Annotated in this window: 13 protein-coding genes and 1 tRNA gene; 11 read left to right on the forward strand and 3 right to left on the reverse strand. The window is 65.1% G+C overall.

The genetic code is table 11. The features are described from left to right. Positions 1–9 precede the first annotated feature (9 nt). The gene (gene pstB / locus HCR84_RS11285) at positions 10–789 is read left to right on the forward strand and encodes a phosphate ABC transporter ATP-binding protein PstB (RefSeq protein WP_166980948.1); all 780 of its coding nucleotides are present in this window, start codon (positions 10–12) and stop codon (positions 787–789) included. Between the two features lie 20 nt (positions 790–809). Here pstB and HCR84_RS11290 read toward each other — a convergent pair whose 3' ends face one another. Both HCR84_RS11290 and HCR84_RS11295 read right to left on the reverse strand, forming a co-directional pair. Then, on the reverse strand, positions 810–1,406 hold the full coding sequence (locus HCR84_RS11290; RefSeq protein WP_166980946.1) for an anti-sigma factor domain-containing protein: 597 nt from the start codon (positions 1,404–1,406) through the stop codon (positions 810–812). Between the two features lie 234 nt (positions 1,407–1,640). Further along, the gene (locus HCR84_RS11295) at positions 1,641–2,270 is read right to left on the reverse strand and encodes a DNA-directed RNA polymerase subunit beta (RefSeq protein WP_166980944.1); all 630 of its coding nucleotides are present in this window, start codon (positions 2,268–2,270) and stop codon (positions 1,641–1,643) included. Positions 2,271–2,374: 104 nt separating this feature from the next. Here HCR84_RS11295 and HCR84_RS11300 point away from each other — a divergent pair. Together HCR84_RS11300 and HCR84_RS11305 are read left to right on the forward strand one after the other, a co-directional pair. Continuing rightward, positions 2,375–2,450: transfer RNA gene (locus HCR84_RS11300), tRNA-Lys, on the forward strand. A gap of 225 nt (positions 2,451–2,675) precedes the next feature. Continuing rightward, a complete protein-coding gene (locus HCR84_RS11305; RefSeq protein WP_166980942.1) occupies positions 2,676–2,831 on the forward strand; it encodes a hypothetical protein in 156 nt (51 codons plus the stop codon). Between the two features lie 73 nt (positions 2,832–2,904). On the opposite strand, the gene HCR84_RS17650 is transcribed toward HCR84_RS11305, so the two are convergent. Further along, positions 2,905–3,936, reverse strand: coding sequence for an A1S_2505 family phage non-structural protein (locus tag HCR84_RS17650; RefSeq protein ID WP_235940657.1), 1,032 nt, complete (start codon positions 3,934–3,936; stop codon positions 2,905–2,907). Between the two features lie 172 nt (positions 3,937–4,108). Between HCR84_RS17650 and HCR84_RS11315 the strand changes: the two genes are divergently transcribed. The 8 genes from HCR84_RS11315 (at position 4,109) to hpaD (ending at position 14,842) form a co-directional block, all read left to right on the forward strand. Beyond that, positions 4,109–5,980 carry an ABC transporter ATP-binding protein gene (locus HCR84_RS11315; protein ID WP_166980940.1) on the forward strand — a complete coding sequence of 624 codons (1,872 nt, stop codon included), beginning with the start codon at positions 4,109–4,111 and terminating at the stop codon, positions 5,978–5,980. Positions 5,981–6,442: 462 nt separating this feature from the next. After that, on the forward strand, positions 6,443–8,101 hold the full coding sequence (locus HCR84_RS11320) for a thiamine pyrophosphate-binding protein (protein WP_166980938.1): 1,659 nt from the start codon (positions 6,443–6,445) through the stop codon (positions 8,099–8,101). A gap of 263 nt (positions 8,102–8,364) precedes the next feature. After that, a complete protein-coding gene (gene hpaH, locus HCR84_RS11325) occupies positions 8,365–9,150 on the forward strand; it encodes a 2-oxo-hept-4-ene-1,7-dioate hydratase (RefSeq protein WP_166980936.1) in 786 nt (261 codons plus the stop codon). After that, on the forward strand, positions 9,135–9,968 hold the full coding sequence (locus HCR84_RS11330) for an HpcH/HpaI aldolase family protein (RefSeq protein ID WP_166980934.1): 834 nt from the start codon (positions 9,135–9,137) through the stop codon (positions 9,966–9,968). Before hpaH ends, HCR84_RS11330 begins: the two co-directional genes overlap by 16 nt. A gap of 110 nt (positions 9,969–10,078) precedes the next feature. Next, positions 10,079–11,518 carry a fumarylacetoacetate hydrolase family protein gene (locus tag HCR84_RS11335; RefSeq protein ID WP_166980932.1) on the forward strand — a complete coding sequence of 480 codons (1,440 nt, stop codon included), beginning with the start codon at positions 10,079–10,081 and terminating at the stop codon, positions 11,516–11,518. After that, positions 11,500–12,198 (forward strand): GntR family transcriptional regulator, encoded by a 699-nt coding sequence (locus tag HCR84_RS11340; protein WP_166980930.1) that lies wholly within the window; start codon positions 11,500–11,502, stop codon positions 12,196–12,198. Before HCR84_RS11335 ends, HCR84_RS11340 begins: the two co-directional genes overlap by 19 nt. 18 nt (positions 12,199–12,216) lie before the next feature. Further along, positions 12,217–13,719 (forward strand): 5-carboxymethyl-2-hydroxymuconate semialdehyde dehydrogenase, encoded by a 1,503-nt coding sequence (hpaE, locus tag HCR84_RS11345; RefSeq protein ID WP_166980929.1) that lies wholly within the window; start codon positions 12,217–12,219, stop codon positions 13,717–13,719. 49 nt (positions 13,720–13,768) lie between these two features. Then, positions 13,769–14,842, forward strand: a complete 1,074-nt coding sequence (hpaD, locus tag HCR84_RS11350) for a 3,4-dihydroxyphenylacetate 2,3-dioxygenase (protein ID WP_166980927.1) — start codon at positions 13,769–13,771, stop codon at positions 14,840–14,842. The last annotated feature ends 252 nt before the right edge of the window (positions 14,843–15,094 follow it).

Raw genomic sequence — 15,094 nt, forward strand, 5'->3', positions numbered from 1 at the left:
AGGAAAAACGTGTCGAAACGAATCGAAGTCTCAGACCTCAACGTGTACTACAGCGCATTTCGCGCTGTCGAAGACGTCACTCTCACCATCGAACCCCGCAGCGTCACCGCTTTCATCGGCCCGTCCGGATGCGGCAAGTCGACGTTTCTGCGCACTCTCAACCGCATGCACGAGGTGATCCCCGGCGCTTATGTCGAGGGCGATGTTCTCATCGACGGCAACAACCTGTACGACCCGGGTGTCGACCCGGTCGCGGTGCGCCGTCAGGTGGGCATGGTGTTTCAGCGGCCCAATCCGTTCCCCACAATGTCGATCAAAGAGAACGTGCTCGCGGGCGTCAAGCTCAACAACCAGCGCATCTCAAAATCAGATCAGGATGCTCTCACCGAGAAGGCCCTGCGCGGAGCCAACCTGTGGAACGAAGTGAAGGATCGACTGGACAAGCCGGGTTCCGGCCTCTCGGGCGGTCAGCAGCAGCGCCTCTGCATCGCGCGGGCCATCGCCGTTGAACCGGATGTTCTGCTCATGGACGAGCCGTGCTCCGCCCTCGACCCCATCTCGACGCTGGCGATCGAAGACCTCATCGAAGAGATGAAGCAGGACTACACGATTGTCATCGTGACGCACAATATGCAGCAGGCTTCACGCGTCTCCGATCGCACGGCCTTCTTCAACATTGCGGGAACAGGCAAGCCGGGAAAGCTCATCGAGTTCGACGACACGAACACGATATTCACACAGCCCAGCGTGCAGGCGACGGAAGACTACGTCTCTGGCCGTTTCGGCTAACCGCGCTCAGAGCTCGATTCTCAGAGTTCGATTTCGGCGACGACGTCGGTGCCTGGTTCGGCAGCATCGGCGGAATCGATAGTGATCATCACGGATTGCGCAGCGGCGATGTCACCGCTCAGCGTCGCCCACACTTCGGAGCCGTCATGTGTGACGGTGAGTTCGCCAACCGGCGTGTATGAGTCGTCTGATGCGTACCACACGCGATATGTGTCGCTCTCGAGCTTGGAGAGCCCTTCGACGATGATGGCCGCGGTATCGAGATTTCGCGACCACACGATGGTAGCCGTTTCATTATCTGTGGTGTCGAGAACGACTTGCGAGCGTGTGACGTCGCTCTGAGCGTTCACCTGGGCCAGCTGCAGCGCCTGAGGGAGCTGGTTTCCGTTCTCAACGAGCCCGACGAAGCCGCTAGCGACAGCGACAGATGCACACACGGCGACGAGAGAGATGGCTGCGGCAACGGGGCGCGACACTGTCTTCTTCTCGGCCTTCTTTGCCAGCTTGCGCCGAGCCTTGTGCTCTTGCCAGTTGGTTTCGCCCGCCTCATTCGGCGCACCCTTACCCGATTTTGTCGTCGGCGCGCTCGCCCTCTCGATGTGATTCTCGTTGCTCACATTCACCAGCTTCTCATGAGGGGTCGTCTTCGGCAGTGCAGGTGCCGCGGCGCGCCCCTACCTGGCTCACGCAAATCAGACCGGGCCCGAACAGAATAAGTGACCGGGCCGCAAAACGCCTCTCGGCGGAAGGCCGCTCGAAGCGGCAAATATTGGAGCCCGGGGTTAGCGGCCCGGCCACGCAAAAGTGTAACGCATGGGTCTCGTCAGTATTCCCAGCGGATGTTGCGGTGCTCAGTCGAGCTCGTCGCGTCGCCAGAGGCGCGCCGCAGACGCGAGATCTGATGCGTACGTCGACAACCGCAGCGCCCGTTGGGTGAGGTCGCTTGCGCGTTCCGGCTCCGTCGACTCGAGGTCATCGGCGATGCTTGTGCACCCCGCAGACGACACCCGGCAGTATGCCGCTGCCCTGTCGAGGGCGATGGTGAAGTCACCCTCGAACACACCGCGAAGGATGCGGTCGGCCAGCGCGATGATCTCGGCCGGGCCGGTTGGGGCTGGTGCGCCGGCAACGACAGGATCGATGGTGCGCAGAACTTCCGATCCACGCTGGAACACCAGCCCCGTGCCGTGCGGATCTTCTCTCACCTGCAAGCGCAGAAGGTAGATTCGCCAGAGGCATCCGGGAAGGCTGCGGCTTGTCGCGTGCGACCACAGTTCAGCGATGGTGTCGATTCCGTGCTCGTCTGTGTAGGCGACGACGCGCTCGACGATGTCGGGGTCGCCCTCATCGCGCACGCGCGCGAGCAGCGCCCGGGCCGTCTCGTGTGCGATCCGACTGGATTCGGCAGGGTCGATTCCGCCCTGGATGTTGTCGAAGACCGACGCGGGGTAGCGTGCTGGCTTGTGGAAGTCTCGTGTCAAGCAGTTCTCCTCGTCTGCGCAGGTGCTTGCTCTAACGGTACTCTCGCGCGACACCGCCGCTGTGGTCACATCACCCAGCAAAGACCTGTAGATTAAGTAGGTCGGCGCCTGTAGCTCAGTTGGTAGAGCATCGGACTTTTAATCCGCGGGTCCCGGGTTCGAGCCCCGGCGGGCGCACCAGATGTGCGTGTGGCGAGCAACGTTCCCGCTCGCACAACCTCGCGCTGACGTGGCTCGCACAGAGAGATGCCAGGGCCTGTCGCTTCGGGCGGCCCGCAGAGCGACGTTTTCTGGCATCTCACCGCGCGATGGTTGCGTGCCCACCGTTGCCCGCAGAACGCAAGGGGTTCCCAGAACCAACCGAGCGAGACATACTGGGCGTTATCGAGAGATTGAGAGGACACCATGTTCGGATTCATCATCACGCTGCTCGTCATCTGGCTGATCCTTTCCGTTCTCGGGTTTGCGATCAAGGGCCTCGTCTGGCTCGCCGTGATTGGCATCGTGCTGTTCGTTGCGACACTCATCTGGGGATTCATCCGCCGAGCGGTCAACAAGTAGCGCGTCGTCGCCACGCAAAGCGACACATTCCGGTGCATCACTGACACGTCACAGGCGCGTCACGGGCACGTCATCACTGTGCGAGGGTCCGGCGACGCAGCAGCACGACGTTGTCATTGAGGGGTGCAACGGTGCCGTCTGGACCCGTCGCCTGCCGCTGCCGCACGTCTGCGACGACGATGTCCCACCCGGAGGCGTCGCCGACCGCGGCCTGTTCGCTCTGCACCGTCGGCAACTCTTCGTGATCATGGTGGTGCGACCACGGCGGCATCGATGCGTGGGAGACGATCAGCAGGTGCCCGCCCGGCCGCACGTGGTGCCCCGAGCGGCGCAGCACACCCTCGCGGTCGAAGTCGTGCGGTGCCTGGAGAAAACACGCCGAGACGAGGTCGAACTGCTCCTCAGGAGCCCACGTCTCGAGATCGGCCTGCTGCCACGTCACGGCGTGCACGCCACGAGAGCGGGCCTCGGCATCCGCTCGCGCCAACGCGACATCCGAGATGTCGACGCCCGTCACCGTCCAGCCCTGCTCGGCAAGCCACAGCGAATCACCGCCCTCGCCACATCCGAGATCGAGTGCTGTCCCCGGGGAAAGCTCTACGACCGTTTCGGCGAGCGCAGCGTTTACCCGTCCCGACCACATGCGCTCCGTTCCGCTGTAGCGCCCATTCCAGTAGCCCTGCCTGTCGGCAGGCTCGCTTTCGGCGGGTTGGGCGTCGTGCGTGTGACCGTTGCCCGCGTCATCCGGTGCCCGAATCACCTCAAGAAACTCGTCGGGAAGCACGACGTTTCTCGGCGCATCGGCGAAGAACGGTGCCACGTCAGCGGCGGCATACCCGGCAATGCCGCAGCCAACCGGCGTCAGCAGAAACGTCAGCTCCGGATGCTCTCGCGCAAACACCGTGAAGTCAGCGGCCTCCTGCGCAATGACCTCGATGCCACTCATCGTGTCGATGCCGTACGACTGGCCCTGCAGCCCCGAGCCCTGGCCCCACACGGCACTGAACTTCTCATATGCGGTGCGCGCGGCTCCGGCACCGTGTGCGCCCGATGCGTTGGATCCGAAGACGAAGATCTCCCCTGGCTTCAGCGACTCGATGTGCATGTGTCTGCCCTCCAGCATCCGATTCCCGCGCCTCACGGGCATTGCGGTGACCACTGCCCGGTGACGTCTCGGCCAGGATATGCCGCCGCTGCCCCGTCGTCACGGACACTCGCCACTCTCAAAGGCTGACTCGGTAAGGTCGAGTGCCTCTATCCACTCGTCGAGAGTACGCATGAGCTCCTCTTCTGCCACACGCCGTTCCCCCTTTGCCCGCCCCTCAGATGATGGGCCGCGCGCAAAGTTCCGCCAGCTGCTGCCCTACCTTCTCGAGCACAAGGGCCCGCTCACCGCGGCCCTCGTTCTCGGCGTGTTCGGCGCCGCCGCGTCTCTGGCGCAGCCGCTGCTCGTCAGTCAGGTGATCCAGTTTGTCGAGCGGTCGCAACCGCTGGGCTGGCTTGTCTGGGCGCTGGTGGCACTCGTGATCGTCTCTGCGCTGATCTCGGGGTACCAGCACTACCTGCTGCAGCGCATGGGCGAGGGCGTCGTTCTCTCGAGCAGGCGGCGTCTCATCGCCCGCATGCTGCACCTGCCCATCGCGCAGTTCGATGCGCGTCGCACCGGCGACCTCGTCTCGCGTGTCGGCAGTGACACAACGCTGCTGCGCGCCGTACTGACGCAGGGCCTCGTTGAAGCGATCGGCGGCAGCGTCACGTTTCTCGGTGCACTCATTGCCATGCTCATCATCGACCCGGTGCTGCTCGGGCTCACGGCTGCGGTGATCGCGGCATCCATCGTCGTCGTCGGTGCGCTGGCCGGCCGCATCCGCGTCGCGAGCGCACGCACGCAGAAGAAGGTGGGCGACCTGACCGCCGCGTTGGAGCGCGCAATCGGCTCGGTGCGCACGATCCGCGCCTCCGGTGCCACGGCGCGCGAGATCGACGCCGTGCAGACCGAAGCCGTGGGCGCATGGCGCATGGGCCTCAACGTCGCGAAGGTCTCGGCGCTCGTCGTGCCCGTTGCGGGCGTCGCCATGCAGGCGTCGTTTCTCGTTGTGCTCGGCGTCGGCGGGTTCCGCGTCGCCAATGGCTCCATCACCATCGCCAACCTCGTTGCGTTCATTTTGTTTCTCTTCATGATGATCATGCCGCTCGGCCAGGCCTTCGGGGCGATCAGCGCCACAAACCAGGCGCTTGGAGCGCTCGGGCGCATTCAGGAGATCGTGTCGCTCGATGCCGAGACCGACGGCGACGCCGACATTGCGGCGTCCGTCGCCGAGCCAGGCGTTGCATCGCCGTTCGCAGCGGCAATTGCCTTCGAAAGCGTGTCGTTCTCATATCCGGATGCTGTCGCCCGCGCCCACCGCGACGCCGAGGCCGAGCCCAACGCCGACGCCACGTCCCAGACCAACGCCGCGACAGCGAATGGCGCCGTGCTGCGCGACGTGACATTTGAGGCGGAGCGCGGCACCCGCACGGCGCTCGTCGGGCCGAGTGGTGCGGGCAAGTCGACGATCCTCGGGCTCATCGAGCGCTTCTATGACACGACGGCGGGCAGCATCCGCCTGGGCGGCGTCGACATTCGCACGCTTAGCCGCGACGACGTGCGATCTCGCATCGGCTACGTCGAGCAAGACGCCCCTGTGCTGGCCGGCAGCATCCGCGACAACCTTCTGCTCGCTTCCCCCGATGCCACCGATTCTGAGTGCATCGATGTGCTGCACGCCGTCAACCTCGGCGACGTGCTCGGTCGCAATCCGCAGGGACTCGATGCCCCGGTCGGTGAAGACGGCATCATGCTCTCGGGCGGCGAGCGGCAGCGCCTCGCGATTGCGCGCTCGATTCTCTCGGCGCCTCCGATTCTGCTGCTCGACGAGTCGACGTCGAGTCTCGACGGCGTCAACGAGCAGAAGATGCGCGAGGCCATCGATGCCGTTGCCACCGATCGCACGCTCATCGTGATTGCGCACAGGCTCTCGACGGTCGTCGACAGCGACAGCATTGTCGTGCTCGATGAGGGCCGCGTCATCGGCACGGGAACCCACTCGCAGCTGGTGCAGGAGGTGCCGCTGTACCGCGACCTGGCGAAGCACCAACTGCTCGTCTAGCCGTGCCTCGCGTCACCCGCGAGCGTTGAAAGGTCAAAGTTTGCTCTCAGAACGCCGTTTAAAAGCATTCTTTGACCTATGAAGCGATCTGGGGTGCGCAGACACGCGCGATCAAGCGCACGCGTGAGCCAAACGGCTCGTGCCCACGCTCATGGACGTGCATTCGCCTTAACCGTGTGCGATGGCGGGGTGCATTCGGGGCGCTCGGGTCACTCGGTGTGCGACGCAGCACAAGCGCCAGTCCGGCCTGACGAGAACGCATAAAACCGCCGGACAGCGCACCAATTATGCGTTCCACCACCCGCACGCCGGCGGCAGGCTGCGATCGCATGGTCGTCACCTCGCCCTGGTGTTACAGTAAAAGTGTCCGGGCCGCCAGCCCGGTGCTCGAAAAAGGGGCACGAAGCGCGCCGCGCGAGACATATACGGAATGTCATTCGTCCGTTGTCTCGAAGGAGCATTATGCCCACGGTCTCTGCGCATATCGCCACCACTCTCGCCGCCCACGTCACCGACATGTTCGGGGTGATGGGCAATGGCAACGCGTATCTGCTGGATGCCCTGGCCGGCACCACTGTCGCCTACACCGCCGTGCGGCACGAGGCCGGCACCGTCGCCGCCGCCGACGCCTATTACCGCACGAACGGGCACCTCGCAGTCGCGACCTCCACATACGGCCCCGGGTTCACGAACACCATCACGCCGCTGGCCGAGGCCGTGAAGGCGCGCACTCCCCTGCTGCTCATCACCGGATCGGCCCCCACCACGGGGCTGCGGCCGTGGGACGTCGACCAGGCGGCACTGTGCCGCGCGGTCGGCGCGCACGTCATCACGGTCACCCAGGACTCCCCCGTCGCCAGCACCCGCGCCGCCCTCGAGCACGCTCTCGCGAACCGCACGGCCGTGGTTCTCGAGATTCCCTACGATCTCGGCGGGCTCGAGGCTCAGGATGCTGTCGACCACGCGACTGCTCCGCTCGCCACACCCTCTCCCCGGCCACCCCGCGCGCAGGCTCTCGACGACGCTGCAGCCGTGCTGCGCACCGCACGGCGCCCCCTTCTGCTTGCCGGCCGCGGCGCTTTCCTGTCTGGCGCCGGCGATGCAATGCGCACGCTCGCTGCCCGCCTCGGCGCCGTTACCGCGTCGTCGGCCCTCGGTCGCGGCCAGTTCGACGTGCGGTACGACCTGGGAGTCGCCGGCGGCTTCGGCCAGGAGAAGGCGATGGATCTCGCCGGTACCGCGGACGTGGTGCTCGTGATCGGTGCAGGTCTCAACCAGTTCACCATGCGTTTCGGTGCTCTTATCGGCGAGCACGCGAAGGTGATCCAGCTCGACGTGACCGACGCTCCAACGAGTTCACGGGTAAACGCCTTCGTCTCCGGCGACGCACGCCTGAGCGTCGAAGGCCTCATCGCACGACTCGACAGCACGGCTTCCACGGGCTGGCGCGAGTCGATCACGGGGTTCTCCGATGGCACACTGAGTGTGCGAGAGCCCGGTGAGCCTGCAGCATCCGATGGCCTGCTCGACCCCCGCAGCCTCACTGCGCGCCTCAACGAGATCATTCCCGCCGACCGCGTCATGGTGAATGACGGCGGCCACTTTCTCGGCTGGGTCAACCAGTACTTCGACGTCTCCGCACCCGACCGCTTTGCGATGGTGGGCACGCCGTTCCAGTCCATCGGCCTTGGCCTGCCAAGCCTCGTAGGCGCTGCGGTCTCACGCCCTGAGTCGTTCTCTGTGCTGTGCATGGGAGATGGCGGCGGCCTGATGGCGCTTGCCGACCTCGAGTCCGCTGTGCGTGCAACGAGGCGCGGCGCCATCATCGTATACAACGATGCGGCGTACGGTGCCGAGATTCACCTTTACGGCCTCGCGGGATTCGACAAGCGCCCCATGCTGATCTCCGGCGTCGACTTCGCCGGCCTCGCGCGCTCGGTCGGGGCGGATGCTGTCACGGTGTCGACGCTCGACGACCTCGACGTCTTCGAGCGCTGGGTTGCCTCGGGCGATGACGGCGTCATGCTGCTCGACTGTCGCATCTCACAGTCGCTGCGTGCGCCGTACCAAGAGGAAGTCATCGAGCAGAACAGCGCCCTCTTCGAGCCCGCCGCGGTCTGACGGATTCAGACGCGAACGGTTCTCTCATGCCAGTCAGTCGAGGACGTGCCGCAGGTAGCGTCGAGGCTCCGCCAGGTAGCTACGCCAATTGGTGACGATGTCGAGGTGAATGACAGCGCAGCCTCGGGCTCGTGCTGATCATCGAAAAGTGCAGTACCTGACATATGCGCATTCTTTCAGTTCGACCTGACACCGCGTCGCACAGAGTACCCGCGATCGTATACGATCGTTGCAGAGCTATCGACGACGAAGTGGAGCCACACGTGCTTGAGCAGTCAGACATCGTGTCCATCGCAGATGAGCTGGCCGAGGCGGAGAGAACACGCTCGACCATCCCCCTGCTGACGGCACGCCACGAGGGCATGACCATCGAGGACGCCTACGCCGTGCAAAACGTGTGGAAGCAGCGGGGAATCGAAGCGGGAAGGCGCCTCGTCGGGCGCAAGATCGGCCTCACGTCGAAGGTGATGCAGCAGGCGACGGGCATCACCGAGCCCGACTACGGCGTGATCTTCGACGATGCGGTCTACGAGAACGGCTCGGTCATCGAGTTCGACCGGTTTTCGAACGTGCGCATCGAGGTGGAGCTCGCGTTTGTGCTGGGTGCACCGCTCGAGGGCCCGAACTGTTCGCTCGTCGATGTGCTGCGCGCGACCGAGTATGTCGTGCCCGCTCTCGAGGTGCTGAGCTCGCGCGTCGAGATGGCCGGCCGCACGATCGTCGACACGATCTCAGACAACGCGGCTCTCGGCGCCATGGTGCTCGGAGGGCGCCCCGTTGCCGTCGACGCCGTCGATCTGCGGTGGGTGTCGGCGCTGCTCTACCGCAACGAGACGATCGAGGAGTCGGGCGTTGCCGCAGCTGTGCTGAATCACCCGGCATCCGGTGTTGCCTGGCTTGCGAACAAGTTCGCCCATCACGGCGACCGCCTCGAAGCCGGCGAGATCATTCTTGCCGGATCGTTCACGCGCCCCATGTGGGTGGAGCGGGGCGATACGGTGCACGCCGACTACGGACAGCTGGGAGCCATCACATGCCGATTCGCCTAGAGCTGCCGCCCACGTTCCGCGACCGCCTCGCACACGCCGACCGCGCGCTCGTCGGCATGTGGGTGAGCAGCGGCAATGCCCTCAACGCCGAGATCTGCGCCGGAAGCGGCCTCGACTGGCTGCTCATCGACGGCGAGCACAGCCACAACACGCTCGAGTCGATTCTTGCTCAACTGCAGGTTGTCGCCGCCTACCCCGTGACAACACTCGTGCGCGTGCCGGTGTGCGACGCCGTTGTGATCAAACAGTACCTCGATATCGGCGCGCAGAACCTCCTTGTTCCCATGGTGAACAGCGCGGCTGATGCCGAGAAAGCCGTCGCTGCCGTGCGCTACCCGCCACGGGGCGTGCGCGGGGTCGGCAGCGCTCTCGCGCGAGCCGCTCGGTGGAATCGCGTGGAGGGCTATCTCGCGTCGGCCGACGATGCCGTGTCGCTGTACGTGCAGATCGAGACGGCGGAGGCTGTGGCGAATGCGCGGGAGATCGCGGCGGTGCACGGCGTTGACGGCGTATTCATCGGGCCCGCCGACCTCGCAGCATCCATGGGGCATCTCGGCGAGCAGGGGCACCCAGAGGTTGTGGATGCCGTCGAGACGACGATTCGCGATCTGACTGAGCTCGGCGTCTCCGTCGGGATCAACGCGTTCGCCCCCGCCGCCGCGAGCCGCTACCTCGAGCAGGGCGTCAGATTCATACTCGTCGCCGCCGACGTCTCTCTGCTCGCCCGCGCCAGCGAAGCTCTCGCCGACACATGGCTCCCGCCCGTCGACGACGCTGGCGAAGAGAACGACGGTGCACCACCCCGCGCCAGCTACTGACGCACGCCGATGCACCCCCGCGCACGCAGGGAGATGCCTCACCCCTTCCCGAAACCCGCCAGATCGTATATCATTTGGAATACGACCGTCCACGACGAGGAGAGACCGTCATGACTCACGAGGTGACCGCACCGAAGATCATCGCCGTGCACCTGAACTACCGTTCGCGTGCCGAGCAGCGAGGCCGCATTCCTGCCCACCCCTCGTACTTCTTCAAGCCAGCATCGTCGCTCAGCGTCTCTGGCGAGACGATCGAACGTCCCATCGGAACCGAGCTTCTCGCCTTCGAGGGCGAGATCGCCCTCATCATCGGCACCGACGTGCGCCGCGTCTCCCCCGACGAGGGATGGGCGGCCGTCACCGGTGTCACCGCGGCAAACGACTTCGGGCTCTATGACTTCCGCGCCGCAGACAAGGGGTCGAATGTGCGGTCGAAAGGCGGTGACGGCTACACGCCTCTCGGCTCCGAGGTGATCCCTGCCGACGCGATCGACCCCGCCGCCATCCGCGTGCGCACCTGGGTGAACGGCGCGCTCGCGCAAGACGACTCGACAGCAGGGCTGCTGTTCCCCTTCGGCCAGATCGTCGCCGATCTGTCGCAGATGATGACGCTGCACGTTGGCGACATCATTCTCACGGGAACCCCCGCGGGCTCGTCCGTCGTGCAGCCAGGCGACACCGTCGAGGTTGAGGTGGATGCTCCGACGGCGCCGGGTGCTCCGAGTACGGGACGCCTCACCACAACAGTCGTCGAGGGCCGCGAGCCGTTCACCGACGCCGGCGAGAAGCCGAAGGCAACGGATGCTCAGCGAGAAGCAGCCTGGGGCAGCCCCGAGGCCGCCGGATTCACCCCGGTTCTCACAGACGAGTTGCGCGAAAAACTCGCATCAGTCGGCACGGCAACCATCTCGTCTCAGCTGCGCAAGCGCGGCCTCAACAATGTGTCGATCGACGGCGTCACAACGACACGTCCCGGCCTGCGCATGGTGGGGCGGGCGCGCACGCTGCGCTACATTCCAGGCCGCGAAGATCTCTTTCAGAGCCACGGCGGCGGCTACAACGCGCAGAAGCGCATTGTCGATTCGTTGGAGAAAGGCGACGTTCTGGTCATGGAGGCGCGCGGCGAGACGGGCACGGGAACGCTCGGCGATGTGATCGCGCTGCGCGCCCAACAGCTCGGAGCGGCCGGCGTCGTCACGGACGGCGGCGTTCGCGACTTTGCCGAGGTGGCCGGCCTCGACATGCCGACGTTCCACAACGGAGCCCACCCGGCCGTGCTCGGCCGCCGCCACGTTCCGTGGGACACCGACATCACGATCGCGTGCGGCGGGGCCGCCGTGCAGCCGGGCGACATCATCGTCGGCGACGACGACGGCGTCATCGTCATTCCTCCCGCCCTCGCTGCCGAGGTCGCCGATGCTGCGCTCGAGCAGGAGAAGAGCGAAGTGTTCATCGCCGAGATGGTCGCCGCAGGTGAGCGAATTGAGGGACTCTTCCCCATGAACGACGAGTGGAAGGACCGGTACGCAGCATGGCTCTCCCGACGCTGAACCCCGAGGCCGAGCGCACGCCGAGCAAGTCGGAGCGCGCGTACCGCTGGATCCGCTCGCGCATCGAAGACGGACGCTACGTTCCCGGCTACCGTCTCGTGCTTGGGCAGATCGCCCGCGAGCTCGACGTGAGCGTCGTTCCCGTGCGCGAGGCGATCCGCCGCCTCGAAGCCGAGGGCCTCGTCACGTTCGAGCGCAACGTCGGGGCGCAGGTCGCCATGATCGAGGTGACCGAATACGTACACACGATGGAGTCGCTCGCGATCATCGAGGGCGCGGCGACACGGCTGACGGCTCACCTCATGACGCCCGAGCGTCTGGCGCGGGCGCGCACGGTCAACGACGACATGGTGGCAAGTCTCGAAGACTTCAATCCGCACCGCTTCACAGAGCTCAACAAGGAGTTTCACGAGATTCTGTACGACGGCTGCCCCAACCCGCACATTCTCGATCTCGTGCACCGCGGCTGGAACCGCATGCGCGCGCTCCGCGACTCCACATTCAGCTTCGTCCCCGGGCGCGCCCGCGAATCCGTTGCCGAGCACGAGGGCATCCTCGCGCTCATCGAATCGGGGGCGGACCCCCTCGACATCGAGCTCGCCGCCAGAAACCACCGTCTGGCGACGCTCGACGCGTTCACGTCGTACCAGCAGGCGCACAAGCCCGCGCATTCGTCTTAACGAGAAGGAGGCACAATCATGGGCCATCATGTTCCCGACAACCTGCCGTCGAGCATCACCCACTACATCGGAGGCGAATTCGTCGACAGCATCTCCGGCGACACGTTCGACGTCCTCAACCCGGTGACGAACGAGAACTACGTCGCCGCGGCATCCGGAAAGAAGGAAGACATTGACCGCGCCGTCGCCGCCGCGAAAGAGGCGTTCGACAACGGACCCTGGCCGCGCATGCTGCCGCGCGCCCGTGCGCGCATTCTGAACAAAATCGCGGATGCTGTGGAGGCGCAGGATGCTCGGCTCGCCGAGCTCGAGAGCTTCGACTCCGGGCTGCCGATCACGCAGGCCCTCGGCCAGGCGCAGCGCGCCGCAGAGAACTTTCGCTTCTTCGCCGACCTGATCGTCGCGCAGGCCGACGATGCCTACAAGGTTCCCGGCCGCCAGATCAACTACGTCAATCGCAAGCCCAAGGGCGTCGCGGGACTCATCACGCCGTGGAACACGCCGTTCATGCTCGAGAGCTGGAAGCTCGCTCCCGCGCTGGCTTCGGGCTGCACCGTCGTGCTGAAGCCGGCGGAATTCACGCCGCTTTCCGCGAGCCTGTGGGCCGGCATCTTCGAAGAGGCCGGTCTGCCGACCGGTGTGTTCAACCTCGTCAACGGAATCGGGGAGGATGCCGGAGATGCGCTGGTGAAGCATCCCGATGTTCCCCTCATCTCGTTCACGGGCGAGAGCAAGACGGGTGAGATCATCTTCGGCAACTGTGCCCCCAATCTCAAGGGCATGTCAATGGAGCTCGGCGGCAAGTCCCCCGCGATCGTCTTCGCCGACGCCGATCTTGACGCGGCGATCGATTCGACGCTCTTCGGCGTGTTCTCGCTGAACGGCGAGCGCTGCACGGCGGGAAGCCGCATTCTCGTCGAGCGCTCCATCTACGACGACTTCTGCGAGCGCTACGCCGCCCGCGCGAAGAACATCGTCGTCGGCGACCCGCACGATCCGAAAACTGAGGTGGGCGCTCTCGTGCACCCCGAGCACTTCGACAAGGTGATGAGCTACGTCGAGATCGGCAAGACCGAAGGGCGTCTGCTCGCCGGAGGGGGCCGCCCCGAGGGCCTTGAACACGGAAATTACGTTGCACCGACGGTGTTCGCCGACGTCAAGCCCTCCGCACGCATCTTCCAGGAGGAGATCTTCGGACCGGTCGTCGCCATCACGCCGTTCGACTCAGACGAGGAGGCACTCGAGCTCGCAAACGGTGTGCGCTACGGCCTCGCCGCCTACGTGTGGACGCAGAACCTCACGCGCGCCCACACCTTCTCACAGTCGGTGAACGCCGGAATGGTGTGGCTCAACTCCCACAACGTCCGCGATCTGCGCACCCCGTTCGGCGGCGTGAAGGCCTCGGGCCTCGGCCACGAGGGCGGCTACCGCTCCATCGACTTCTACACCGACCAGCAGGCTGTGCACATCACTCTCGGCGATGTGCACACGGCACGCTTCGGCGCGCAAGGCACCAGCTGACCGACTCGACACACAGTTCTCATCGAAAGACTCAGGCAAGGAAGCTGACATGCTCGAAAAAATCCCGCACCCCTCGGTGCCCGCGCCGGACATCCTGCGTTGCGCCTACATGGAGATCGTCGTCACAGACCTGAAGCGCTCACGCGACTTCTACGTCGATGTGCTCGGTCTCACCGTCACGGAAGAAGACGACAACGCGATCTACCTGCGCAGCCTCGAGGAATTCATTCACCACAACCTCGTGCTACGCAAGGGCCCTGAAGCCGCCGTCGCCGCGTTCTCGTACCGCGTGCGCACACCCGAAGACGTCGACCGGGCCGAGGCGTACTACCACGAGATGGGATGCCGCACGAAGCGCCGTCGCGACGGCTTCGTGAAGGGCATCGGCGACGCGGTTCGCGTCGAAGACCCGCTCGGCTTCCCATACGAGTTCTTCTACGAGGTGGAGCATGTCGAGCGCCTCGCCTGGCGCTACGACCTGTACACGCCGGGCTCGCTCGTGCGCCTCGACCACTTCAACCAGGTGACGCACAACGTGCCGCGCGGCGTGACGTACATGGAAGAGCTCGGGTTCCGCGTGACCGAAGACATTCAAGACGAAGACGGCGTGGTGTATGCCGCGTGGGTGCGCCGCAAGTCGACGGTGCACGACACAGCGCTCACGGGCGGAGACGGGCCGCGCATGCACCACGTCGCGTTCGCCACGCACGAGAAGCACAACATTCTCGCCATCTGCGACAAGCTCGGCGCTCTGCGCATGTCTGACCACATCGAGCGCGGCCCCGGCCGACACGGTGTCTCGAATGCGTTCTACCTCTACCTTCGTGACCCCGATGGGCACCGCGTCGAGATCTACACGCAGGATTACTACACGGGCGACCCGGACAACCCTCGCGTCACGTGGGATGTGCACGACAACCAGCGTCGTGACTGGTGGGGCAACCCGGTTGTGCCCAGCTGGTACACGGATGCCTCGACAGTGCTCGACCTCGACGGCAACCCGCAGCCGCTCATCGTTCGTGACGAGCCAAGCGAGATGGCCGTGACGGTCGGCGCCGACGGCTTCTCGTACACCCGCAAGGACGATGAGGAGAAGGGCTTCAAGCTCGGCAATACGCTCTGAGCCGCTGCGCGACAATCGCAGCCCTTGAACAGTGGGTTATCGCCGCACATCTCCCCTCATAGGCTTCGCACGTTATGCAGAATGCGCGCGAACACCACGCGTCCAACATCAATCGGCGGTCTGTTCTCACGGCGGGAGCGTGGTCGGTTCCGGTCATCGCCCTCGCATCTGCGCCGTCAAACACGGTCAACTAACTGGTGGCCGGGCAACCATACGGTGGCGCCGGGTGACACTGGGGACCAATGCATCGTC

Origin of the sequence: Paramicrobacterium fandaimingii, from assembly GCF_011751745.2 — a bacterium.
Classification (GTDB): Bacteria; Actinomycetota; Actinomycetes; order Actinomycetales; family Microbacteriaceae; genus Paramicrobacterium; species Paramicrobacterium fandaimingii.

Bases quoted from the DNA above. Each gene is read 5' to 3' on its own strand.
- HCR84_RS11320 (WP_166980938.1), top strand. From the start codon at position 6,443: ATGCCCACGGTCTCTGCGCATATCGCCACCACTCTCGCCGCCCACGTC.
- hpaD (WP_166980927.1), top strand. From the start codon at position 13,769: ATGCTCGAAAAAATCCCGCACCCCTCGGTGCCCGCGCCGGACATCCTG.
- HCR84_RS11335 (WP_166980932.1), top strand. From the start codon at position 10,079: ATGACTCACGAGGTGACCGCACCGAAGATCATCGCCGTGCACCTGAAC.
- HCR84_RS17650 (WP_235940657.1), bottom strand. From the start codon at position 3,936: ATGCACATCGAGTCGCTGAAGCCAGGGGAGATCTTCGTCTTCGGATCC.
- HCR84_RS11330 (WP_166980934.1), top strand. From the start codon at position 9,135: ATGCCGATTCGCCTAGAGCTGCCGCCCACGTTCCGCGACCGCCTCGCA.
- hpaE (WP_166980929.1), top strand. From the start codon at position 12,217: ATGGGCCATCATGTTCCCGACAACCTGCCGTCGAGCATCACCCACTAC.
- HCR84_RS11340 (WP_166980930.1), top strand. From the start codon at position 11,500: ATGGCTCTCCCGACGCTGAACCCCGAGGCCGAGCGCACGCCGAGCAAG.
- HCR84_RS11315 (WP_166980940.1), top strand. From the start codon at position 4,109: ATGAGCTCCTCTTCTGCCACACGCCGTTCCCCCTTTGCCCGCCCCTCA.
- HCR84_RS11305 (WP_166980942.1), top strand. From the start codon at position 2,676: ATGTTCGGATTCATCATCACGCTGCTCGTCATCTGGCTGATCCTTTCC.